Source organism: Spirosoma oryzicola, assembly GCF_021233055.1.
GTDB classification, from domain to species: Bacteria; Bacteroidota; Bacteroidia; order Cytophagales; family Spirosomataceae; genus Spirosoma; species Spirosoma oryzicola.
This window is the reverse complement of the sequence record NZ_CP089538.1, coordinates 1,661,750-1,684,343: the sequence shown is the minus strand read 5'-3', so window position 1 is coordinate 1,684,343 and position 22,594 is coordinate 1,661,750. Positions and strand designations below refer to the sequence as shown.

General features: G+C 50.4%; 18 protein-coding genes and 1 pseudogene. 17 read left to right on the top strand and 2 right to left on the bottom strand.

The features are described from left to right. The first annotated feature begins 19 nt into the window (after positions 1-19). Positions 20-733 carry an arylesterase gene (locus LQ777_RS06840; RefSeq protein WP_232561777.1) on the top strand — a complete coding sequence of 238 codons (714 nt, stop codon included), beginning with the start codon at positions 20-22 and terminating at the stop codon, positions 731-733. Positions 734-790: 57 nt separating this feature from the next. Here LQ777_RS06840 and tamL read toward each other — a convergent pair whose 3' ends face one another. Beyond that, positions 791-3,262, bottom strand: a complete 2,472-nt coding sequence (gene tamL, locus LQ777_RS06835) for a translocation and assembly module lipoprotein TamL (protein ID WP_232561776.1) — start codon at positions 3,260-3,262, stop codon at positions 791-793. 42 nt (positions 3,263-3,304) lie between these two features. Then, positions 3,305-8,392: a translocation/assembly module TamB domain-containing protein gene (locus LQ777_RS06830; RefSeq protein ID WP_232561775.1), complete on the bottom strand. Its 5,088-nt coding sequence runs from the start codon at positions 8,390-8,392 to the stop codon at positions 3,305-3,307. Between the two features lie 423 nt (positions 8,393-8,815). Here LQ777_RS06830 and LQ777_RS06825 point away from each other — a divergent pair, with 423 nt between their 5' ends. The 16 genes and pseudogenes from LQ777_RS06825 to LQ777_RS06750 all read left to right on the top strand — a co-directional run bounded on the left by LQ777_RS06825 (position 8,816) and on the right by LQ777_RS06750 (position 22,580). Further along, the gene (locus LQ777_RS06825; protein ID WP_232561774.1) at positions 8,816-9,964 is read left to right on the top strand and encodes an outer membrane protein assembly factor BamB family protein; all 1,149 of its coding nucleotides are present in this window, start codon (positions 8,816-8,818) and stop codon (positions 9,962-9,964) included. Positions 9,965-9,975: 11 nt separating this feature from the next. Beyond that, entirely contained in the window at positions 9,976-10,770 is a 795-nt protein-coding gene (locus LQ777_RS06820) for a hypothetical protein (protein WP_232561773.1), read from the top strand. A 53-nt stretch (positions 10,771-10,823) separates the two neighbouring features. Beyond that, positions 10,824-12,026 carry a caspase family protein gene (locus tag LQ777_RS06815; protein WP_232561772.1) on the top strand — a complete coding sequence of 401 codons (1,203 nt, stop codon included), beginning with the start codon at positions 10,824-10,826 and terminating at the stop codon, positions 12,024-12,026. A 17-nt stretch (positions 12,027-12,043) separates the two neighbouring features. Further along, positions 12,044-12,553 (top strand): hypothetical protein, encoded by a 510-nt coding sequence (locus LQ777_RS06810; RefSeq protein ID WP_232561771.1) that lies wholly within the window; start codon positions 12,044-12,046, stop codon positions 12,551-12,553. Positions 12,554-12,698: 145 nt separating this feature from the next. Further along, complete coding sequence (locus LQ777_RS06805; RefSeq protein ID WP_232561770.1) at positions 12,699-15,215, top strand: ATP-dependent Clp protease ATP-binding subunit; 2,517 nt, start codon at positions 12,699-12,701, stop codon at positions 15,213-15,215. A 15-nt stretch (positions 15,216-15,230) separates the two neighbouring features. Next, positions 15,231-15,623, top strand: a complete 393-nt coding sequence (locus tag LQ777_RS06800) for a hypothetical protein (protein WP_232561769.1) — start codon at positions 15,231-15,233, stop codon at positions 15,621-15,623. 104 nt (positions 15,624-15,727) lie between these two features. Next, positions 15,728-16,177, top strand: a complete 450-nt coding sequence (locus tag LQ777_RS06795) for a hypothetical protein (protein ID WP_232561768.1) — start codon at positions 15,728-15,730, stop codon at positions 16,175-16,177. 48 nt (positions 16,178-16,225) lie between these two features. After that, positions 16,226-17,596 (top strand): DUF5458 family protein, encoded by a 1,371-nt coding sequence (locus LQ777_RS06790; protein ID WP_232561767.1) that lies wholly within the window; start codon positions 16,226-16,228, stop codon positions 17,594-17,596. An 80-nt stretch (positions 17,597-17,676) separates the two neighbouring features. Beyond that, on the top strand, positions 17,677-18,072 hold the full coding sequence (tssD, locus tag LQ777_RS06785) for a type VI secretion system tube protein TssD (protein WP_232561766.1): 396 nt from the start codon (positions 17,677-17,679) through the stop codon (positions 18,070-18,072). 80 nt (positions 18,073-18,152) lie between these two features. Continuing rightward, entirely contained in the window at positions 18,153-18,578 is a 426-nt protein-coding gene (locus LQ777_RS06780; protein WP_232561765.1) for a hypothetical protein, read from the top strand. A gap of 36 nt (positions 18,579-18,614) precedes the next feature. After that, the gene (locus tag LQ777_RS06775) at positions 18,615-20,462 is read left to right on the top strand and encodes a type VI secretion system Vgr family protein (RefSeq protein WP_232561764.1); all 1,848 of its coding nucleotides are present in this window, start codon (positions 18,615-18,617) and stop codon (positions 20,460-20,462) included. Between the two features lie 12 nt (positions 20,463-20,474). Continuing rightward, positions 20,475-20,771: pseudogene (locus LQ777_RS06770) on the top strand (PAAR domain-containing protein); the annotation flags it as partial. Between the two features lie 21 nt (positions 20,772-20,792). Then, complete coding sequence (locus tag LQ777_RS06765) at positions 20,793-21,233, top strand: toxin glutamine deamidase domain-containing protein (RefSeq protein WP_232562807.1); 441 nt, start codon at positions 20,793-20,795, stop codon at positions 21,231-21,233. Positions 21,234-21,246: 13 nt separating this feature from the next. After that, positions 21,247-21,612, top strand: a complete 366-nt coding sequence (locus LQ777_RS06760) for a YrhB domain-containing protein (RefSeq protein WP_232561763.1) — start codon at positions 21,247-21,249, stop codon at positions 21,610-21,612. Positions 21,613-21,641: 29 nt separating this feature from the next. Continuing rightward, positions 21,642-22,079: a GPW/gp25 family protein gene (locus LQ777_RS06755; protein WP_232561762.1), complete on the top strand. Its 438-nt coding sequence runs from the start codon at positions 21,642-21,644 to the stop codon at positions 22,077-22,079. 24 nt (positions 22,080-22,103) lie between these two features. Continuing rightward, entirely contained in the window at positions 22,104-22,580 is a 477-nt protein-coding gene (locus tag LQ777_RS06750; RefSeq protein WP_232561761.1) for a hypothetical protein, read from the top strand. The last annotated feature ends 14 nt before the right edge of the window (positions 22,581-22,594 follow it).

The following is a 22,594-nucleotide window of genomic DNA, read 5'->3' as shown; positions in this document are numbered from 1 at the left end:
CTAAACTGACATTCTACTAATGAAGTTCTTCCGCAGTAGCCAATCGTTATATTCTGTGATAAGCGGCCTGATGCTGCTCTTAACGGCGTGGGCGTGTGGCCCATCTGACCAGAAAAAGGAGTCAACTGCCTCCTCGGACACCCAAAACGAACGAGAAGCGCCGAAAGCGACAGCCGCGAAAAAGCCAATTATCCTGTTTTACGGCAACAGTCTGACGGCAGGTTATGGCGTTGAACCGTCGCAGGCATTTCCAGCCCTGGTCGGTCAGAAGATTGACTCGGCGGGTCTGGCTTATCAGGTCGTTAACGCCGGACTTAGTGGTGAGACGACAGCCGGAGGAAAAAGCCGTATCAGTTGGGTAATGCGTCAGCCGGTTTCGGTGTTTGTGCTTGAATTGGGCGGCAACGATGGGCTGCGTGGTATTCCGCTGAAGGCTACGCGCCAGAACCTGCAAGCGATCATCGACACCGTCCGTCAGAAAAGTCCACAGGCGACCATTGTGCTGGCGGGCATGCAGATCCCCCCTAATCTTGGTACGGAATACACTCGTGAATTCAGAGGGTTGTACAAGGAATTGGCCGACAAAAATAAACTTGTATTAATTCCCTTTCTGCTTGAAGGAGTTGGCGGTGTAGCCAAACTTAATCAGCCCGACGGCATTCACCCCACTCCTGCCGGCCACAAAATTGTCGCTAACACGGTCTGGAACATTTTACGCCCTGTCTTGAGATAACGGGGTGATGTGGTATACCGACACGCTATCGGTATACCACATCACCCCGTTACTGAACTAGAATGGATAGCCTACGGCAATGTTGAACACTAGGTTTTGCTTTCGCCAGGCAGAATCTCTAAAATTGATCTGGTTGAGTACCCATTCGCTACCTTCGGTTTTATACGGTTTTCGGAGGGGTGTCGCCAGATCGAAGCGAATCAGGAAGTAAGACAAGTCAATGCGTAAACCAACGCCCGTACCGATAGCAATCTGCTTATAGAAATCCGGGCTGAATTTTGCTTCTGGTCCGAACGTACCTATATCTGAATACGTCCATACGTTTCCAGCGTCCACAAAAACGGCTCCCTCAATGTATTTATTGAATTTAGCTCGTATCTCCGTATTTGCTTCTAGTCGGATGTCTCCACCACCATCTTGAAATAACGGGACATTTTGGATCGTATCACGCGTAAACAATCCTGGTCCAATCGCTCTCGGTCTAAACGCTCTTATACTGTTGCTTCCCCCAACGAAATACTGTTTTGTAAAAGGAAGGGCGCGATCTTTAGAGTTTCCATACGTAAAACCAACCCCAGCGAATAAACGATTGGCCCATGTTATGTTAGATGATAGTCGATGATATAAACGAGCATCTGCATCAAAACGTAGAAATTGAGCGTAGGGAGTTCCAAAAACTCCCTTTCTCTGATCTGCATCATCAACAATTACTTGTTTAAACAGTAGGCTTGCCAGGTTACCGGCAGCTTCGGCATTAGCGGTCAGGCGAAACGTGGTTGGCGAGTTAGTGCGAGGTGATGAATTATAATTAAAGCTATACAATGTACTCAAAATCAACTGATTCGAGTAAAAAATTGTGTTTATATATTGGCGCTTTACAAGCGGGCTGACAGCTGTATCCTCAAGAATCTCGTAAACTCGGTCCCCAATACGATTTTGCGGTACGTAAACATAGTTCACGTTGAATGGCTGAAAAACGTGTTCGACTTGTTGGTTTTGTCGCCAGGCATAGCCAAAGGTGGTTTGCGCTGAATTGATCCGATAAAGACCACCCCGTATAATTGTCTGATACCCTAACGTAACGTTTGTTTTAGGTAACGCTTGTCGCTGATCGTAGTTAAACCGAACGGGAGAAACCAGACGTGGAAAACTCAGCAGGATGTCTGCTCCGAGACGGTAGTTTGTGATGCTTTCTTTGTCGCCCGTGCCCACCTGAAATTCAATCCCAGCATTGGCGTTGAGGGTCAGCAGCTCGGCTCGTCGGAAGTAGTTGCGGTTACGCCAGCTGGCGATAACTTGCGTCCCGTTGAAATTATTAGACCGTGATGTACCGTCCAGTTCCAAACGCATGGATTTTGTCGGGTAGGGCGTCAGATAATAATGAACGTCCAACACCGCCGAGTCACCTTGTTGGTCGGGTTCAAATCGGTTACGAACAAACTTAAACGCACCTAGATTGATAAACCGGGAAAGCGTCAGATCCTGCACCCGGCTACTATACTTACGACCCGGTTTGACGGCCACAATATCCCGGAAAAGTCGATCATCGAATCGACGCGTTGAATCGACAATATGAAACAGTTCCTCTGACTGATACGAGCGTCGGATATTGGTATCCTGCCGGGCTGTCGAGAGGTTGTAGTTCGGATAGATAAATACATCGCGAATCGAATAGGGTACACCAGCTGCGTCCGGCATGTCAGGCTTGATGGCAAAGTAAAGCTTTGTCCGATGGATGGATGTATCGTTATCGGCCAGAATGGCTACGTAATCAGGCAGAAAGTAGTAGAAACCCCGCTGCTTGATGGCCTGGCTGATACGTTCGCGCTCTAGCTTGATATTGTCGAAATTATATGGATCGCCTTTTTTGATGATCGTCCGACGAAGCGATGCGTTGAGCGCTTTTCTGACGGGCGTCGAATCGACCAGAAAAGCCACGGAGTCGATGTAAAAACGGGGCCTGACATCAACTTCATAGACACCACGTGCTTTATAGCCACTTTCTTTCAACTCGCCGGTTACTTCCGACCCAAAGTACCCTTGATTCTGTAACGTAGCTTCCCAGTTGGGTATATTCGATGAGATCGCTTTAGCACTGGCTAATACTGGCTCCTGCCCGAACTTTCGCCGAAACCACGAACGAAACCCTTTTGGTTTTTTAGGCTCGCCAAATAAATAATACAATGCCACTTTATAGGGAAAACCAAACAGCTGGCTGTTCGGTTTGGGACGAGCGAGTGTCGCCAGTTGCTCCTGTATAGCGCTTTGCTCATCTTTTGAAACGGTCGAATCGGCTTTTATAATGATATCCGTTCCCGCATAAAGTCGCTCCTTGGCGGGTAAGTGTTTGCCGACATTACAAGCGTTAAGCAGAAAGGTAATGGCTATCCCAACGCAAAGAACGAGTGATTTAGAACGAGTGGCTACTTGAGCACCATTGATCGAGACTAATACGCTTTTATTTTCCTTACTCCTGACACCAATATGCCAAAACCTGACAGCTTTTCTTGCCGAAAGGTTTATGAACATCAAGCAGCTAACAAATACGTTGAATAAATAGGCCATAATTAATTAATTCAGCGTCGGACCAGGCGACCGACGACGAAAGATGTCGGATAGGGTATTGTAATCCACCGTAATAACAAATCCAACCCCTGTTTCAATAATGTAACCATCGAGCACGGCCTGATAATCGTTACGACGATAACCGCGTAAAATATACCGCCCGTCGCGGGTAAGGTTATAATTGAGCGACACATTATCAAAAACTTCGTTAGGGTTACGGGTGGCACTGTTAGCCGCGTTTTCAAGAACGAAGTTTCGGCCGACCGAAACCGTCAGCCGCCCTTCCAGAAAACTCCGCGACAAACCGACGTTCAGATCAGTACGCGCCCCGTTGGTTGTTCCGCCTGTATTAGTGCTCCCCGTTTGTGATAGTAAGTTAAAGTCAACGTCGAAGCCTTTCAAAACGTTAGATGCCAATCGTCCCAACTGGTCCGAAATAAGTTTGCTGACACTACTCCGGGCGATTCCTTCTGCTTGCGTATCTAACCCGCCATTGCCCGATCCAGAAAAGAAATCGGACGTATTTTCGGGAAGAAAACGATTCAGTATCAGCAACGCAAACACCTGTTTGTTGATCTGTGATTGGTCCTGACGCAACGTTTTCAACTTACTTTCGATGCTGGCAGCGAGCGGACTTGACGAGATTGCACTATTTCCATTTTCAGCATCTGGCAACCGAATATCGAAATCCAATTTGGGTGCTGCCAGGTTATTGCTCATGGTTAGCGCGACATCAAACGGTAGTTTACGATTAAGTGATGCGGCATCGGCCGTCGACATTTCGTTTCCAACTAGATCAGCTGGCGAGGTTGATACCTGGTAGATAGCTGTAATGTTGATATCAGCTTTGAGCGGATCACCGGTGAACTGAATATACCCCCCTTTCTGAATCTGAAACTGCCGCTTCAGCACTTCGTAAGTCATTGAATATTCTCCCTCCGTCACGTCATAACGCCCTAACACGGTTAACTCCCCGGCGGCATTCATGCCTACATTGAGCCGGGCGTTACCGCGTGCACGCAGGTAATCACCGTTCAACTCATCCACGACGATGGTTAACTCCGATTTCTCGTCAGCCTCCAGATCGAGCGAGATGGTCGCGTTGCTAAGCTGTTCAAATTGAAGACGTGGGGTTGTTGCCGCTGTATCGGGTTTTGGCTTATATAAGTACTTCGCGATGGCTAACGAATCATTGTGATTAATGAACGTGACAATCTTACTGGACTCCGTTACGTCGGTCGACTCATCGGGTAGCACAATGGCTATTTTACTGTCGTCTTCCAAACGAACGGTGCCATTGATCGATGGACTCGCTCCTACGCCTTTAATTCGTAGATCAGCGCTGATAGCAGCCTGCCCGTACGCATAATCGTTGTCTTTCCGAGCGGCATTCAAGACCTGAAAATTAGCCGCGCGAACACGTAGATTATAGCTCGCATCAGGCAGATTTTTCAACACAACGGTGCCGTCCGTTGTCAGCGTTCGCCCAAGCGTATCCCGTACGTTGAAGTCATTCAGCGTAATGGTCTGCCCGGAAAAAGCCAGCTTTTCCTGATCGATCCGATACGTAGCGTTGATCTGTTTGATATTAAAAGCCACCGAATCAAATGCTACGCTACCATCCATCTTTGGATTATCGGTAGACCCGGCTACACTGAAACTACCGGTCAATTTTCCTCGGGCTTGCCGCAACTCACCGAAGCTAAACGCTTCAATCGTACGGGCATCCAGCCGGTTCAGATTAATTGCTAGATCCAGTGCCTGCTTGGCATCCGTTGGGTTGTAGAAACCCGTAACGGTGGCGTCGTTGTAAGGCCCGGCAAGGGTCGTGTTTACGCTGATTCGTCCATCGGAATTATTCCGGAAACGGGCAGTCAGATCACCGATAGGTTTCTGCATAACCTGCAAGCTATCCACGTAGACAGACCCCAAGAACGACAAGTTGTTGTCTTCGCCCATGTAATCGCGAACAACCACTGTTCCGTTGAGTTGTCCAGCGGCCAAGGTTGTATCCTGATTCGCCAACCTTGCCAGATTCGCAATTTCTATAGCACGCGCCGTTACCCGGATCGGCGCATTGGCGTACTGTTCCGTACTATTTATTTCAAGCGATTGCTGATCGGTTTCAATGTGCAGGTTGTTGACCAGTACGCCATTATTGCCATACTGCGCAAATCCACTTGTGTCGGTTTGCCATCGCTGGTAATTGGTTAGCAGACCGTTCGGCGCAAACCTGAATCGATAACTAGAATCCACAATGCTGAGCGTCCCCGCCACCCCGTGCAGATCCTGGTTAATTGAATCCTTGTTGACGACCGAAAAACGTAACTGATTGTTGGCAGCAACACCCGACAGATCCGTCTCCCGAATATTCAACCCATCGTACAAAATACCGTCGATTCGTCCGTTAACCCTCAGCTGATTGTCGATGCCCCGGAGCGTCATTATGCTTCCTCTCACGGTCGTTGTATCGTAGACAATAACGCCCGTTCGGAGGGTTGCTGACAGGGTAGTGTCTCGGGTATTGTCCAGATAAGCGTTCAGCCGGACCGTATCCAGCCGCGTCAACTCAGGCACGAAGGCTTGGAAAAGCGGGTTCTGGTAGGCCTTCATGTTGATGGTGAAGGCATAAGGTGGAGGAATCGTTTTGTATTTTAAAGCGGGCAACGCAATGTATTTGCTTACCTCGCCGGCAATAATGTCGTAAAGTTGGGTGTACTCAAATTGACCATTCATCGTCAGCCTCGCGCCCGGCAGTTGAGCAACTACTCCTTTATCGTTGCCATTCGCCGTCAGCCGGGCGTAAAGCGAATCGACAGGGTAGTTTTTACCTTGCAAGGTCAGCACTGCGTCGTTTGCTGAAATGGTACCGACCGGTTTAGCCGGGTCAACCGACGCCATATCCATCACGATCCGTCCTTTGAGGGACAATGGGTCCTGATAGAGTTTAAGTTTTTGCAAGTTCAACTCGTTGATAACGGTTTCGCCGACTATACTCGGGAAATCACCCTTTAAACCAACTTTTGCGTCGAGTTTCAGATTGGCGTTCGGGTCTTTCAGAGCACCGTTGATATCGAGCGTTCCATTCGCTAAGCTACCCGACGCGTCCAGATTCTGATATTGATACCCGTTTAGATCAGCCGATTGCACGTCCAGGTCAAAGCGGGTCGTCAACGTATTTACGTCAATCCCTCGTCCGTCAACGGTAGCCCGGCCCGTTATTTTGCCAACGGTTCCTTCCTGCTTAAGCCACTTCCCGGCATCGAAATCGTTCAAGTTGAGCGTTCCTTTGTAGGTCTGGTTTTTGCCCGTCACGAAGCCAGCCAGTTGCCCGTCAAAAGCAGCCGTTCCCCAGCTTGTGTTTAATTTGGCGTCCAGAATAAGGTTATTCAATTGCCCTTTCAACTGTCCCGTCAGCCGAAGATCGGATGGCAACGCGATAGACGACGGAATTGACCCTTTGGGAGCCAGCTTGTTGATGTCGGCGAGTCGTGTCGTCGCTTCTTTGACCGTTACGTCTACTCCCAGCCGTTCGGGGTCAGTCACGTTTGTAAGCCGACCGCTGGCAACGATCCGCGTACCGGACAGCATATCGAATTCAAGACGGGGTATATTTAGCGCGGCCAATGTACCCACCGCCTGAGCATTGGCTCGGAAAACCCCACCCCGGTTACCGGCAAACGGTGGTGTATCGGCCAGGAACGGGGCCAGTTGCAGAACATCATCTACCGACAGCCGACTCTGACGCAAATTAATCCGAACACCAACCCGTTTGGCAAAACGAGGATCGCTTAACTGTCCTAATGAATCATAACGCAACACAAGCTGATCCCGAATGACAGAGCTTGGGGTCTGAACAAACAGCCTGTTCACCGTCGTTGTCGTATCGCTGTAAAGTACGTCACCATTCAGACTTTGCAGCACAAACCCGCTCGTTGACCGAAAACGCCCATTGCGAAGCTGACCGCTGACACGCTGCCCGCGCTTTCCCAAGTCCGCATAGCTCAGAAATTTTCCGTCGATGCCCAGATTTTGCAGATCGAGGTGTCCGTAATCAAGGCCTTGTTTTTGTCGGGGCGCGGTTTCGTCGTCGAAGCGAATGCGGTTATTGGCGAAACGAACATTCGTTAGGTTTGCCTGCCAGCCCGGTTCGCCCGAAGTTGATGCGGTTGTTGATGCTGGTGCGCTGGCTGCCGCCGTTTTACTAGCTGGCTTCGTTAGTACAGCCGCAATATCGGCGTTTGCCAGATCCAGCGACTTGATGCCTATTTTCGATCCGTTCAGGTAAAAATAGTTTGTTTCCATCGCCAGTTTGCCGATGCTACCCTGGGTACGAAAATCGGCGGTCTCCACCCGAACATCCCACTTAGCCCGATTCACCTGCCATTTTCCCAGGCCGATGTCCAGCGAGTCACTAGGGTCGCTAGGCGGACTGGGGGGCGTTGGCAATCCTTCGTACAAACGGGTATAAACGTTCAGCCCATCAGCCATCACATCGGATAGATGGTACTGTGATTTATTAATGTCCGTCTTATTGAAATTGGCTCGTAGGCTGTCAACATAGGCATTGACATCGGCCCCCACCACATCGTCATGGTATTTGATGCGAACATCTTTAAGCGTAATCCCCGTCAGGTTGATGTCCATTGGCTTAGCCGTCGAATCAACGGGCGTGGCAGGACCAGGCGAGGTGAAGGCGTTGACGATGTACTGAAAATTGAAAACCGTATCTGGCAATGTCCGGCTGATGTTTACCTGAACCCGCTCTAGTTCGATTTGGTTGATGGCTACTTTATTGTTGAGTAAGCTCCACATGTCGAGGTCAACGCGCATGCGTCCGCCATTCAGCAGTGTATCGCCCTGGGGGGTTTTGAAGAATACATCGTCGAGTTCGATCCAGTCGGGTATAGAATAACCGATTCGCCCGATGCGGAAAGGCGATTGTAGTTTTTGGGACAAATAAGAGTTTACCTGTTTCGTCACGAATTGCTGCCCCCAAGGTGTAGTCGCCACAAGCACGACAAACCCCGCTATCAACAAGATAAGAGCAAGCAACCCAATCAAAACACGGACAAGCGTTTTTGACACTGACATTCGTCGTGAATCTTGGGTTTTCGGCCGGTAGGAAGCCGATCCTATTACAAATTAGGACAAAAATTATGCCTCCATAACCAGCATACGGCGAAATATGTTGGCAATTCAACCGGAAAGCTATTGAACGACATCAACATATTTTCTTCATTTATACTACATCAACCAAATAATCTCCCTTGTTTTCGCATCCGTCCGAATAAAGCGAACGCAACCCGTGGCTTCCTTGCCGGTCGACCTTCACACTATTTTACAAATCTGTGTTTCCATGCGCAGCGTCCATGCCGACTAACCCATCGACTGGCCGACTGACGTGCTGTATACGCCTGATCAATTGATTCCCCGTGAAAACCACTGCTCACGCATCGAATCAACGAGCCGTCGAGCGTTGGCTACAAACTGAATTTCGATTCAAATTCTATTCGCATGGTACGATACTCTATACTCATTACGACTTTTTTAGTCAGTTTGTTGCTGGCGGGGTGCTCAAAGTGGAATTTAGAACCTAAAACGATTCAGAGCGACACCTCGACTCAACCCTCGTCGCCACTGCCTTCTTCACTGGTCATTTTCGGTAGCAAAGACAAAAAGGTTTACGCGCTGGATGCTGCAACGGGCACTAAGTACTGGGAATTTATTACAAACGGTGGCACCGTCAATACCAGTGCGGCTTTTTACAACGGAACCGTTTACGTAGGCGGATTCGACGCTTATCTGTACGCTATTGATGCCGCAACGGGAGCCAGAAAATGGTCCAGACAGGCGGCAGCGGATCGGTTCGAAAGTAGTCCGGTTATCGACAATGGCGTCCTGTACATCGGCAATGACGATAAGCGTTTTTTCGCCATTGATGCGGCTACGGGAACCCAAAAATGGCAGGTTACAGCAGGCGACAAAATCATTTCCAGTCCAGCCATCAGCAACGGTGTTCTTTTCGTTGGCTCCAGCGATACCAGAGTGTACGCGCTCAAGACCGATGGATCAACGCTGTGGACATTTAAGACGGGAAGCATCATTCTGTCCAGTCCGACCGTGGTTAGCGGCACTGTTTACATTGGTAGCAGCGACAAAAAACTGTATGCCATCGAGGCAACGTCGGGCAAACAGAAATGGGTAGCTACACTGGGCGATAAAGTTAATTCCTGCCCGCTGGTGGTCGGTAGTACCGTCTACGTAGGCACCGACGATTTCAAACTATACGCGGTGGGTACGGCAACCGGCACAATCTTATGGACAACGGCCAAAACAGGCAACTTCGTGGGGGGGAGCCCAGCCTACAGCAACGGGCTGGTTTATGTGGGCAGTGGCGACAACAAAGTGTACGCCTTTGACGCCACGAACGGAGCCAAGCGCTGGGAATTTGCCACCAACAACGAAGTGTATGCCAGTCCGGTCGTGGCAAACGGTTTGGTCTACATCGGCAGTAACGACGGTAAGATGTACTGTTTGGATGCCGCGACGGGCGCTAAAAAATGGGAGTTTGCGACCGGTGACCAGATATACGCTACTCCTCTGATTCTCAGCAACGGCGCTGTTGTTGGGGAGTACCCAACCATTAGCGGAATCATTAATTAACCAGTAAACTCATGAAACTCATTTATTCACTTCTTTTTTCGCTTGCCCTGTTCCTGACAAGTCAGTTGGGTCAGGCACAAACGTCGATCAACGGTGTCCGCTTACGCACCGAGCCGACGGTACGCAAAGTCGTTATCGAATACGAGCTTCCGCAGGTTTCACCCGATGATTCAATTTATGTTGAACTCGAAACGGCTTCGGGACGCATCATTCGCCCAATCAGCGTCAACGGTGATGTCGGTAAATCCATCAAAGCGGGTAAGAACAAACTCATTGCTTGGGATGTGGTTCGGGATAACGCCCGAATTGATGAGGAAGTAAAAGTATTGTTGCGCGTAGCCCGGCTGGTAACCGTAGCTAGTCCGGCCTCAACCGCTGCGGCTCCCTCCTCCGCCAAATCAACCCCGGTGCTTGAACCAGACCGACCCAAACCCACTACGGATCGAATTGCCGAGCCGGGGAGCGTTGTACGCAGAAAATCGCCACTGCCGATCATTGGTTGGGTTGCCACGGCTGGTTTAGCGGGCTACGCAACTGTACTGGCGCTTGGCATCAACAAAGATGTAGACGAATACAACAGCAAGGCCTACGCCGAAGATGCCGCCGACCTTCAGCGCTTCAACGAACTGAGAGACAACGTCAACAAAAAGAAGTCCACCTTTACGATTGTTGCCGGAGCTGCTGTTGCAGTTGCCGTTGCCAACGTTATCTACACCTTCGTTGCTAAGCCAAAGCCAGCTCGCACGTCGCTGCTCATTCAGTCAGACAATCGAATAACGGGTATCGGTGTACGCCATACGTTTTGATTTCACCCTCTCCTATTCCTGAAGCGTTTCAATCCTAAGTCAAGTCGTTCCGTATGAAAACGTTTTTATTAATTATCGGTGGCTGTCTGTCCGTTCGTTTCCTATTGGCGCAGCCTACACCCTCGGGATCAAAATCGGTGATGACATTTCAAAGTCCAGTTACGCATCTGAACACGACTCCTTTCTTTCCAGCGACTCAAAGTCCAGTTACGCATCTGAACACGACTCCTTTCTTTCCAGCGACCCCGGCCCAGACGGTAGTATCGCGCATTGACTGGACGAGTGATATTGAAGCTGATCAGACCGTATCGGCACCGACTTTTATCGCCAAAGCCTGCATTACTTCCGCTAAACCGGTTTTGCGCTACAGCCTGCTGTTGAACGACAAAGTGCAGACGCAAGTCCGCGACCTTAAAGTTGAGCGCGATAAGGATTGTCAGCAGGTGTTTAATCAGACGGTTCAGCTAAATGAAGGCGAAAACAAACTTCGCCTGACTGCTTACCTGAACGGTGGCGGGGAAGTAACTTCTAACCTGACCGTAATCTACAAAAAACCGCCTGTGCTGGTATTGGAAAAGCGGCTGGCGCTGGTCATTGGTAATTCGGACTATGTCGGATCGAATAAATTGACCAATCCCGTCAACGACGCCAACGATGTAGCGACGGCCTTGAAAAAGCTGGGCTTCGAAGTCCTTCAGTTTGCCAATCTGAACAACAAAAGCATGCGCCAGGCCATCAATAACTTCGGGGAGAAGCTGCGCGATTATCAGGTTGGGCTGTTTTACTACGCCGGTCATGGCGTTCAGAATAACGGCAATAATTATCTGGTGCCGACGGATGCGCAACCCGAAAGCAAGAACGAGATTGAGTACGAATGCATTGACGCCAATCGTATTCTGACCAAGATGGAAGACGCCCGTACCCGTACCAACATTGTGGTGCTGGATGCCTGTCGGAATAACCCGCTGGATCGGAGCTGGAGCCGGGGGGGCGACAACACAGGTCTGGCCAGTATGGACGCGCCCATCGGTTCCGTGATTGCCTACGCCACTGCCCCCGGAAAAACGGCTGCGGATGGGAATGGTCGAAACGGTTTATACACAGCCGCCTTGCTTAAAGCGCTTCAAACGCCAAACCAGACTATTATCCAGCTTTTTCAGCAGGTACGCTCCGAAGTGGTCCGGCAATCGGATAGAAAGCAAGTGCCGTGGGAATCAACCTCACTGACCGGCGACTTCTACTTCCAGCGGAAATAAACTAACCTCGTCGTGCTATGAGAATCGTATGGCTATTCGTATTCGGGTTAAGCTACCTGCTATCGGCCTGTTCGCAGTGGAACCTGGAACCAAAGACTGTCAAAACCACCGACAGTGGCACCAGTGCCGTTTTTTCGAAAGGACAGGTATTGATTCCTGGTCTGAAAGGGTATGATCTGGATGGGGGTGAGACACTGGCAGATGGCTCATCACCGGCCGATTTTTACTGGAATGTCGAGCAGGTTGGCAGAACCTCGCACGCAGAACTCTACCCGCATAACGGTGCTCAGTACGCGATCACTACGCTGGATCAGTCTGTCCTGTCGAACCCGTCGGCTACGTTGTATGCAACGATAAGGCGACTGACCTATTCAGACAATTCAATTGCCACCGACTCCAGTACGCCGATAAAAACGGGTAGCGTTCTGGCTTTTCGAACCAACGAAGGCCGGTACGGGGTATTTCGGGTTGATAAACTTGGGACGGACCTATCTATTACCCTGACGTGGGTGACCTTTAATAAATGAAAAAAGGAAAGCCTGTTTCCTGCGGTTGCCTTTTCGACGACTAACCAAACAGACGCAGGGTAGTAAGCATCTCGACGCGTATCCACTAGCCACACGGCATTAACTCATCTCGTCCATTCCTGGCGTCTTTTCACAGTCTCCATCTATGATAACCCTTGCCTACACTGACGAATTAAGACGAGCGGTTGGTATTGCACAGGCCATCGCCCGTGAGTATCAGCACCAGACATTCTCGCCGGGGCACTTACTGGCCGGTTTGCTGCACAACGATGTTGGCCTTGCCTCGCAACTGGTATTATGGGATATTGACGTACCCTACTTACGCGACTGGGCCGACATCCGAATCGAAACCTATCCGAAGTCGGCCCGCCCGGTTGAAGACCCTACCGGCGACAAACAGGTACGCACTTTGATGGAAGTTGCCGACGTCGTTCGAATGAAACTCGGTGAAAATGAACTGACGCCAGTGGCCGTACTGATTGCCTTGTGCAAGCCCGACCTGGCGTTCACCAGGGATCAACTCAAATCCTTTCCGCTTACTGAAAATCAGCTTCTGGAAAAAGCCATTGCAGCGGTTAGTTTTCAGCAGGCAATCAGCGGGCAAACCGGCGGTAGCAACGCAGCAACAACGAGTAATGGGCGAACCACACCAAATGAAAGTACCCCGGCGAACACGGGCAAAACGCTTTTTAAATTCTGCGTTGACCGTACCGCTTCCGCGCGTGAAGGCAAACTTGACCCTATCGTCGGCAGGGATCGGGAAACTCGGCAGATGATCGAGATTCTGGGGCGACGACTCAAACCGAACGTGATTATCACGGGCGAACCCGGTGTTGGCAAAACGGCACTAGTCGAAGGATTAGCGCAGCAGATTGTGGCGGGCCATGTGCCTCCTCATCTCAAAAATGCGCAGTTGTTTCAACTGGATATGGGTTCGCTGATTGCCGGAGCGTCCTACAAAGGTGAAATCGAAGATCGGCTTAAAGGTATTCTCGCTGATCTGAAACAGCTTGACCGCGCGCTCCTGTTCATCGATGAAATTCATTTGTTACTTGACCCTAATGGCGGAGCCGCCGGAACGGTTAACCTGTTGAAGCCCGAACTGGCGCGTGGCGAACTGACCCTCATCGGTGCTACGACAAACGACGAATACCGAAAGTACCTGGAAAAAGATGAAGCATTCAGCCGCCGGTTTGAGGTTTTAGCCGTTGACGAACCCGACGAGATCACCGCTACCCGGATGGTACAGACCGTTCTGCCTCTATTTGAGAAGCACCATCAAATCGGAGTAGCCGATACGACCGTAGCCGAAACGGTGCGGTTGGCAAAACGCTATCTGAAAGACCGCCGACTGCCCGATGCCGCCATTGATCTAATCGACCGCACGATGGCCGCGATGAAAATGGCCACTGAAACAACTCGACCCGAAATCAATCGACTACGCACGGAACTTACCCAAATTCGGGAGCAGGAAAGTAGCGCCGACCCCTTAACGTATATGGATAACGTTCGCTGGCTTGAACGTCAGTTGAGGAATCGTTTGAGCCCTGTATTGCTGGGGCAGGTCGAGGAACAATTACACACCGAAGCCTTTGAACTGCCCGACGCTTTATCCGATCATTTACTGGATGTGCTGACAACGCTCGAAACGCTCGGGGACCAGGTCCGGAACCAAGTGGAGCCAACCGAAGTAGCCGCTGTAGTCGCTAGCCGAACGGGCATTCCACTTGGTAAAATTCAGTCAAAAGAGCGCGACAAACTACTGGCGTTGGACGAACACCTGAAACAGCGGGTTGTTGGTCAGGATCACGCCGTGAAAATTATTGCCGACGCTATTCTGGAAAACCGGTCAGGCTTGAGTAGGCCCGGCCAGCCAATCGGATCGTTTTTCTTCTCGGGTCCAACCGGAACGGGTAAAACCGAACTGGCAAAATCGATGGCTGATTTTCTGTTCAACGACGAACGGGCGCTGATCCGATTCGATATGTCGGAGTTCAAGGAAGAACACTCGGCAGCCTTGCTTTACGGCGCTCCACCGGGCTACGTCGGCTACGAAAATGGTGGTCTCCTGGTGACGAAGATCCGACAGCAACCTTTTGCCGTAGTGCTGTTCGATGAGATCGAAAAAGCCCACCCGTCGGTATTCGACCTTTTCCTGCAAATTCTGGACGAAGGGATGCTCCACGACCGGCTCGGCCGCGAGGGCGACTTTTCCAACGCCATTATCCTGTTCACGTCCAACATTGGCTCCGACTACGTGGTGGAAAAAGCCGCGAAGGGTGAAATCGCAGCCTCCAACGATCTATTGGAAATCATGGGCCGCTATTTCCGGCCCGAATTTCTGGGAAGACTCACCGAAATCATTCCGTTTCAGCCGATTACCGAGGATGCCATCGTAAGAATTTTCACTATTCAGTTGAAACCGCTGTTAACACTGCTCAGCAAACAAGGAATTACGTTAACGATTGACGATTCGGTACGAAGGCAACTCGCGCTTGAAGGCTATACCCCTAAATACGGAGCGCGTCCGCTACGGGGTGTTATCCGCAATCGACTGCGCCGACCACTCTCCCGCATGATTGTTTCGGGTGAGATCGGAAAAGGAAGTACGCTCAAAGTAGCCATGGGCGAAGAGGGCGAGGTCAATTTTCAACGGCAATAAACGCTGCTTACAACGATGGAATCCCTATTAAGTACTGATTTTTCAGACACGTACTCATTGCCTGACTACGCTCCTCTGACGGACTTCAAGCCCAACTATACGCCTATTCCTGGCGGACGTATCCGAATAACGCGACGCTGTGGAGAGAAAATAGGCTCATTTCGCAGCCCGGTCGAAGCCCGACTCCCGGTTCGTAACCTGCATAATCCAGGATCGTGTACTATTGAGGTCGCAGCCGTTTCGGAGGACTTGATCGTTCTAAAATGGATTGAATTGAGGCCTGGTGAACGATTAAGTGTTTTTGCTCCTCCATCCCAGACCCGCTACATGCTGATGGCTCATTACAATGGCGATGGCTGTCCGGCGGCCATCGCGATTTTGGAGTGCGACGATATTCCCAGAGTGTAAAAACGCGCCATTGCTTACCGTTCGCTCAAGCAGTGTTTGCCTCTACCAACGGATTTCGACTAAATCATCAAACGCATAATCAATCATCTAAACGCATATCCTCTATGATGGACTATGGAATCGGCGGTCAGGAAAAGAAAGGGAATGACGCCAACGAAGCAATCGCCGACATTCAGAAGAACCGCACGTTGCTGGTGCAGAAACTTACCGCCGATGCGCCCTTCAAACCGAAAATCGAAGAGAAGATGGAAACGGTCGATGCTGTGTTCGCCCGGTTTAAACCCGAAATCGACATTGAGTTTGAAGACGCCGAAGGAACCGGCCTTGAGGAAACGCTTCACTTTAACAACCTGGGTGATTTTGGCAAAAAAGGCATTACCGCACAAAGTCCATTTTTACAGGATCTGCAAAGCCAGCAGGATGATTATCAAAAGTTTATCAAGCAGTTAAAGTCGAACAAAGTATTGCAAAAAATTCTGGCTGACCCATCCGCCAAGGAATCCTACATAACGGCTTTGCGAGCCATGTTGCAGGAACTCGAAGATGCTAAATGATGAATCAGTACTAGCAAAACGTCCCCAACCCCCTCTTTCGTTAATAGCATGGAAGCACCCGACCAGTTAGAAAACGGCAAAGCCGTAGAGGAGCGCGTAAAAATTGCCAACCCTGCCCAGACGCTTACCGACAGCAGTCAGCAACTAGCCAAATTTGGCGGCTTCGAGTTTGTGGAAACGACAATCGATGGCGCGCAGAACATGAACCCGGCTAAGAAAGCGCGTAAAAACATTTTCCTGACCGAGAAAGGCTCCGAAAAAGATCGGAAGCTCCTCAAGAAACGCCTGAAGGAGTGGACCGAACTCCTCGAAGCCCACGACAATACCGCCGACATGATTGGCGAAGCTGAACAAAAGACAGAAACCGCTGCCCAAACGCTTCGCCGAAATCTCAAGAAAGCGGTCGATGAGACGAAAGACCTTGAAACAGCCTACCGCTCCACGGCACTTTTTTACAAAAACGCGGACACCGAAAAAATAAAGAACCTATCCATCGTCAATGCGGATCCGGAGCAGATTCAGGACCTCGACAACACGCTGTTCTTCGACGAAATAGCGAACGAACTGCGTCAGAATTACGACAAACTTGACCTGCGCCAGAATTACTCGCTGATGGTACTGCCGGGCTATCTGGGTTCTAAAAAAGTAGTTGACAAGTGGGCTCAGCTGGCTCACGAAAATAAGGTGATGATGCTCACCGATTACCGGCACCTGGATTCGCCCGACGATGTGCTGGAACTTTGGCAGGACGAAGACATGCCCAGCGCGGATGCGTACAAAGCCAACGTCATGATGACCTGCAACTACCTGGTTGGTCGTGAAGCGTTCAGCGAACTCGGCGAAGACGAGCCGCTCTATATTCCCCCTTCCGCAGCCCTGGCCGGAAAAATCTACAAAACCATGCTTCAACAACCCGTAGCGGGTAGTAAGCACGGTACACTCAATGAAGTCGATGGGGTGCGTTTCGAAATGAAGAAAAGCGAAATAGCCAACCTCGAAAAGCTGGGTCTGGTACCCATGGTCAACGAATACAACAAGGTGATGGCGTATTCAGCCAAAACCCTGTTCAACGGCGACAACCAGGGCTTGCAGACGTATTCCGTCGTGCGGGTGTTCGACTGGATCATGAAAGTCCTGATCGACTTTCTGAACCGCCGGGCCTTTGAGAACTGGACCTACGACGCCGAAAAAGACCTTCGCGCCCAGATTGTCAAGTTCCTCAATAGCGTTACGGGAGCCGATAAAATCATCGAAGACTTTAAAATCCTGCGCTTCGAACGCGACAAGAATGTGAAGGATCGTATCCACCTCGACATTCACATTAAGCCTTACTTCCCAGCCAAGAATTTTCTGGTAAAGCTCGACGGCACGAAAGGCGACGATGCCAACGACTGGCAAGCCGGAGTCGAACAAGCGTAAAACGACTGTTTAACAGTTCGTCTCGTATACCCTGACTTTTCTTCAACTATCGTTCAATCAACCAATAACCAATTATAATCATGGCTTTCAAAGCGACCATTGACCTTGACGGTACGGAGTATCGTTTGTTACACTGTAGTTTTTCATTGGGCCAGAATACCGACTATACAACCGGAAAACCAACCTCCGATGTAATGGGTGGGCAGGTCAACGCCGAGTTTGAGTCGACTAAGGATACCACTGCTTTCAAGATGATGATTGACCCGAACAAGAAATTCAGCGGGGCTATCAAGTTCTTCAAGCAGGATGAAGACTCGCCCATGAAGGAATTAAAGTTTGAAGACGCTTTCCTGACGGGCTATTCCGAAAGCATGGATGCCCGGAACAACACGCCCATGTCAACGAGCGTGGTTATCTCAGCCCGTAAGTTATCAATCGACGGCGCATCGCACGAAAATAAGTGGGCCGCTTATTAAGTGAACATTGAGTGGTGTCGGGTTCTGAAACTCGACACCACAACTAACGCATGGCTAAACACCGTCATATCGAATAAATCATGGCAGTCATCAAGCTCAACGAATGGCCTTTAGGCTTTGACGAAGGTTTAGAAGTTGGTTACGCTCGACTGGATGGCTATTGGGTACCGTTGCCACCTCGTAAAATGTGGTATGACGACGCCGAAGGAACAGCCGTACTGGTCGACGATAACGGACGGAAACGATTATTAATTACCCTGGGGATCAGTGGCTCAGGCGTTATTGATTCAATAATCCAGTGGGTTGAGCGTAACGGATTTGGTAAAATGGCGACTGGAGCCTTGCGCTCTTTCGCCAGTAAGTTGCTGGGGGCAGGAATGGGGGGCGTGGTTGGTGGTATCGCCGGCGTACTGATTCCGACGAACAAATCGTACAAAGAATGGACAGCCAAAGCATACGTTAACGGCAAAGATATACCCGTCATGGTATTGTTGCTTGGTTTCTAATTGTTTACCGTTTAAGCGGCTAAAGCCTTAGTTTACATGAGTAATCTTTCCAGCGTCCAGATTGACATTGGCGGCAAACGCATCGATCTGTTTTCACGGGTACGCATTAGCCAGTGGATTGACCGGCACCACACGTTTGAATTATACGTGCCTATCGAGCAGGTCGAGGGAGCAGGCGCCATGAAAATCAATCAGTCGAAAGAGTTTATCAGTAAAGAAATCCTGATTACGATCAAATACCGGCAAGGTGGCGGCTCACCGTTTGTCTTCCGTGGTTTTATTACGCAGCTGTATCTGTCCAAACAGCGAACCACCGGTAGCTCTGTCGTCGTTCGTGGATTCAGCGCGTCCATTCTACTCGAGCAGGGTACGCGCTATGCTGCCTTTTACCAGAAAGATCACGCGGCCATTGTGGACAAAGTACTCAAAGAGTACGATCAGAATCTGCTGAAACCCAGTGTGAGCCCACGTAATAATCAGCCGGAAGATTATGTGGTAAAATTTGACGAAAGCAGCTATAATTTCCTGCACCGCTTTGCAGCTGCAACGGGCAACTGGTTTTACTTCGACGGCGACCGAACCGTATTTGGCGATGTGCCCGGCGGCTCCCCCATTGAGTTGAAATTCGGTAACGACATCAGCGCGTTCGATATGCGGATGGATCTGCCCGGCGGAGAATTCTTTATTGAAGACTACGACTACACGAAGATGCAGACGGTTAAAAGTCACTCCAAAGACGTAACCGTAACCGGACTAGGCGAGTATGGTCAGTTTTTGATCGATAAAGCGGAAAGTCTTTACCCCGAACGTACGTTTAGCTACCCACCTGTGCCGATCTGGTCCGACAATGCTGCTAAACAACAAGCTGGATACGAGAAAAAAGCGTCCGTAGCCAATGCCGTTATTTTTAGTGGATCAAGCTCAAAAATTGGCCTGAAAGTAGGGTCGGTCATTGACATCAAGGAGAGCACCAGTCTCAACGCACGTTCGCAGCGAACCGAGAGTCTGGGTCAGTACCGCATCATTTCGATCAGCCACGAAGCCAGTTTAAGCGGGGGCTACACAAACCACTTCGAAGCGATTCCGGCGGGTGTCGAATTTCGGGCTAACCCCTCGTTTTCTTTGCCCCGAGCGTCAACCCAGCTGGCAAGGGTAACGCACGTTGACGATCCGGAGCACCTGGGTCGGATTCGGGTGCTGTTTCTGTGGCAGTCGGCGCAGGGCGATACCGAAAGCTCAACCTGGGTACGGCTGATTAGCCCCTACAATGGCATTGAAGATCAGGGTTTCTACTTTATTCCGGAAATCAACGAAACGGTGATGGTTATGTTTGAAAACGATGATCCCGCCCGACCGCTAATCGCCGGTGTTGTGCCGAACAAACAGAACAAAATGAATCGGTATTACTCAACTGAGAATTACTACAAAGCCATTATCACAAACGGTGGTAATCACATCGTCATCAGCGACGAGCCAGGAAAAGAATGTATTAGTCTGCACGACAAAGACTGGAAGAACCACATCATGATGTCGCTGGATGGCAGTGCGCACATTGCTATCAAAAGCCAGGGAGCAATCAACCTTAGTGCGGGTAGTATTAGTATGGATGCTGATACCATCAGCATGAAAGCCCGCAAAGAGTGGAAAGTCGATGCGCAGAAAGGCGAAATTAAAACAAAAGAAACGATGGACGTTGACGCAACAACGGACTTGACCTTACACGGAAAAACAAGTGTAAAAGCGAGTTCGGAGGCAACCGTTGATGTAAACGGCGCGCAGATTAAAGTCGATGGCCGGACGCAAACAACCGTCAAAGGGCAGAAACTTGATTTGGAGGGTGCCGCACAGGCATCGCTGAAAGCCATGACCGTCATGATCAATTAATCCGTTACGATTATGGGACAACCTGCTGCCCGCGTGGGTGATAACCACGTTTGCCCAATGGTTACTCCGGGCGTGCCACCCGTACCGCACGTCGGGGGTCCCGTGCTTCCCCCCGGCCAGGCAACAGTCCTGATTGGCGGTATGCCAGCCGCCCGCATGGGCGACATGTGTTTCTGTACGGGTCCTCCGGACGCTATTCTGAAAGGATCACTCGGCGTGTTTATAGGCAAAAAGCCAGCCGCCCGCATGGGCGACCTAACAACGCACGGGGGGTCTATTGTGGTTGGTTTGCCTACGGTGCTCATTGGCGACATTTACATTGCGGCACTGATGGCTATAGCGAATTCGGTCAATCCGTTAGCCAGTGTCATCAACTGTGGCTTCATCATCGACGCTGTAGTCGCGCAGTTGCAGGGTACAAATCCGGGCGCAACGGCACCTGCCGGACGGGATGGTAGCTGGCAGAACATCGAAAGCCGGTTTGGAACCACCTTTGCCTGGGGACAGAATTTCAATCAGGCGTTTGCGGCTGTACAGGCTGGCGGTCCTGGTACAACGGCGGTGGTGGGTATTCAGTACCCTTCCGGGGGCAGTCACGTAGTTATTATGACGAATTATAACGGGCAGCCGGCCATCATAGAAGGTCAGGACTGGGGTGGCAATAATGGGCGGGAAGTAATCACAGGCCCCGACCGCGCCAATCAGCGGTATGGTAGTGGTAGCGAGGTTGGCGTTGCCATCATTCCGGCCCCTGCTCCAGCAACGCCTTAGCCTTAATGATCCCATGAAAACGGCCGTTCTGTACGCATTTCTGGTTATCACGTGTCAATCCGTCAAAAAACACACCACTTCGAAGATGACTCAGCAGGAAGCCCGAACCATCGCTCTGGAATATATGAAAACGCTGGATCTCGATAAGCCCGGCGAGCATTTTGTCATTATAGACTCGAAAATCATCGAAAAAAGCTACGCCTGGGTGTTTCCGATTACCACCGAAATGCACAACAAAACCGGCGACATTAAATACGCGGTGCCGGGAGTAGGACCGATTATTGTTGACCGCCAGCACCGAACCGCGCACATTGCTCCAACATCGGTTCCTATCGAAACGTATCTGAAGTATTACGAAGATCAGCTTAAGAAGCCCTGATCAATTGATTACCGTCCTCCGAATGACCTATGGCTAACGCTTATTCCCTCCACGCTCCCATTTCGAACCTGCTTCATAAACGGACTCAGCCCCGGATTACGGTAGTTGAAGCGATTCGGGAACATATCAACCTGCTGCTGGCTACCCGCCTGGGCGAGTACCGGTATGACCCCGATATGGGCTGTAGCATCTGGAATGAAGACTATGCCAATATCACCAATCCGACCCAGTGGAAAAGTGACGCCGAGCAAACCATTACGAACCTGATCCTACAGTACGAAAAACGGCTTCAGTACGCACGCGTGTATGTCGATATCGACGAACCGGCCGATCAGGACACCGACGGACGAATAATCCGGGTGCGCCGACGAATAACCATTCGGGTAACCGGTAACCTGCCGGAGACAGGTGAAACCATGCCGGAGCAAACGTTCGTCATGTATTTCAGCCCGCTGGCCAGTGAATAAATTCCACCTTAAATCAACTGAACGATGAATGCTACCAATCTAAGCGTCGCTGGTTTTGCCTATTCTCAATATGGTAATCAGGTCAAGCGGGGCGAATGCTGGGACTTAGCCGAGGAAGCCCTCAAATATGCCGGTGCTAAAACATCGAACGACATTATGGGCTCGAAGAACGTCACGGCGAATGCGGATTATCGCTGGGGTACGCCCATTCAGGTCATGGACGTTGAGCCGGGCGACATCATTCAATTTCGAAATTACACCACGAAAGTAACAAGCGGTACGGGATGGCAAACGCAGAGCCGACCGCACCACACCGCCATTGTAGCCGCTGTTTACCCGGTTATTGGTGCCAAAGTAGTAGCTGTTTATGAACAAAACGTCGCCAACAACAGGACGGTACAAATCAACACGCTTTACATAAGCTCAGGAACGGGCCTCAACTGGGGAGAGTCGGTAGCAGTCACGGGTAAGATCTGGGCGTATCGACCGATCAAGAAATAACAGAGCACTCGGCA

What these genes read in the sequence shown, in the direction of transcription:
- LQ777_RS06775 (WP_232561764.1), top strand. Translation starts at nt 18,615, where the DNA reads ATGAGTAATCTTTCCAGCGTCCAGATTGACATTGGCGGCAAACGCATC.
- LQ777_RS06750 (WP_232561761.1), top strand. Translation starts at nt 22,104, where the DNA reads ATGAATGCTACCAATCTAAGCGTCGCTGGTTTTGCCTATTCTCAATAT.
- LQ777_RS06800 (WP_232561769.1), top strand. Translation starts at nt 15,231, where the DNA reads ATGGAATCCCTATTAAGTACTGATTTTTCAGACACGTACTCATTGCCT.
- LQ777_RS06795 (WP_232561768.1), top strand. Translation starts at nt 15,728, where the DNA reads ATGATGGACTATGGAATCGGCGGTCAGGAAAAGAAAGGGAATGACGCC.
- tamL (WP_232561776.1), bottom strand. Translation starts at nt 3,262, where the DNA reads ATGTTCATAAACCTTTCGGCAAGAAAAGCTGTCAGGTTTTGGCATATT.
- LQ777_RS06840 (WP_232561777.1), top strand. Translation starts at nt 20, where the DNA reads ATGAAGTTCTTCCGCAGTAGCCAATCGTTATATTCTGTGATAAGCGGC.
- LQ777_RS06765 (WP_232562807.1), top strand. Translation starts at nt 20,793, where the DNA reads ATGGCTATAGCGAATTCGGTCAATCCGTTAGCCAGTGTCATCAACTGT.
- LQ777_RS06815 (WP_232561772.1), top strand. Translation starts at nt 10,824, where the DNA reads ATGAAAACGTTTTTATTAATTATCGGTGGCTGTCTGTCCGTTCGTTTC.
- LQ777_RS06780 (WP_232561765.1), top strand. Translation starts at nt 18,153, where the DNA reads ATGGCAGTCATCAAGCTCAACGAATGGCCTTTAGGCTTTGACGAAGGT.
- LQ777_RS06820 (WP_232561773.1), top strand. Translation starts at nt 9,976, where the DNA reads ATGAAACTCATTTATTCACTTCTTTTTTCGCTTGCCCTGTTCCTGACA.
- LQ777_RS06760 (WP_232561763.1), top strand. Translation starts at nt 21,247, where the DNA reads ATGAAAACGGCCGTTCTGTACGCATTTCTGGTTATCACGTGTCAATCC.
- LQ777_RS06825 (WP_232561774.1), top strand. Translation starts at nt 8,816, where the DNA reads ATGGTACGATACTCTATACTCATTACGACTTTTTTAGTCAGTTTGTTG.
- LQ777_RS06810 (WP_232561771.1), top strand. Translation starts at nt 12,044, where the DNA reads ATGAGAATCGTATGGCTATTCGTATTCGGGTTAAGCTACCTGCTATCG.
- LQ777_RS06805 (WP_232561770.1), top strand. Translation starts at nt 12,699, where the DNA reads ATGATAACCCTTGCCTACACTGACGAATTAAGACGAGCGGTTGGTATT.
- LQ777_RS06830 (WP_232561775.1), bottom strand. Translation starts at nt 8,392, where the DNA reads ATGTCAGTGTCAAAAACGCTTGTCCGTGTTTTGATTGGGTTGCTTGCT.
- LQ777_RS06790 (WP_232561767.1), top strand. Translation starts at nt 16,226, where the DNA reads ATGGAAGCACCCGACCAGTTAGAAAACGGCAAAGCCGTAGAGGAGCGC.
- tssD (WP_232561766.1), top strand. Translation starts at nt 17,677, where the DNA reads ATGGCTTTCAAAGCGACCATTGACCTTGACGGTACGGAGTATCGTTTG.
- LQ777_RS06755 (WP_232561762.1), top strand. Translation starts at nt 21,642, where the DNA reads ATGGCTAACGCTTATTCCCTCCACGCTCCCATTTCGAACCTGCTTCAT.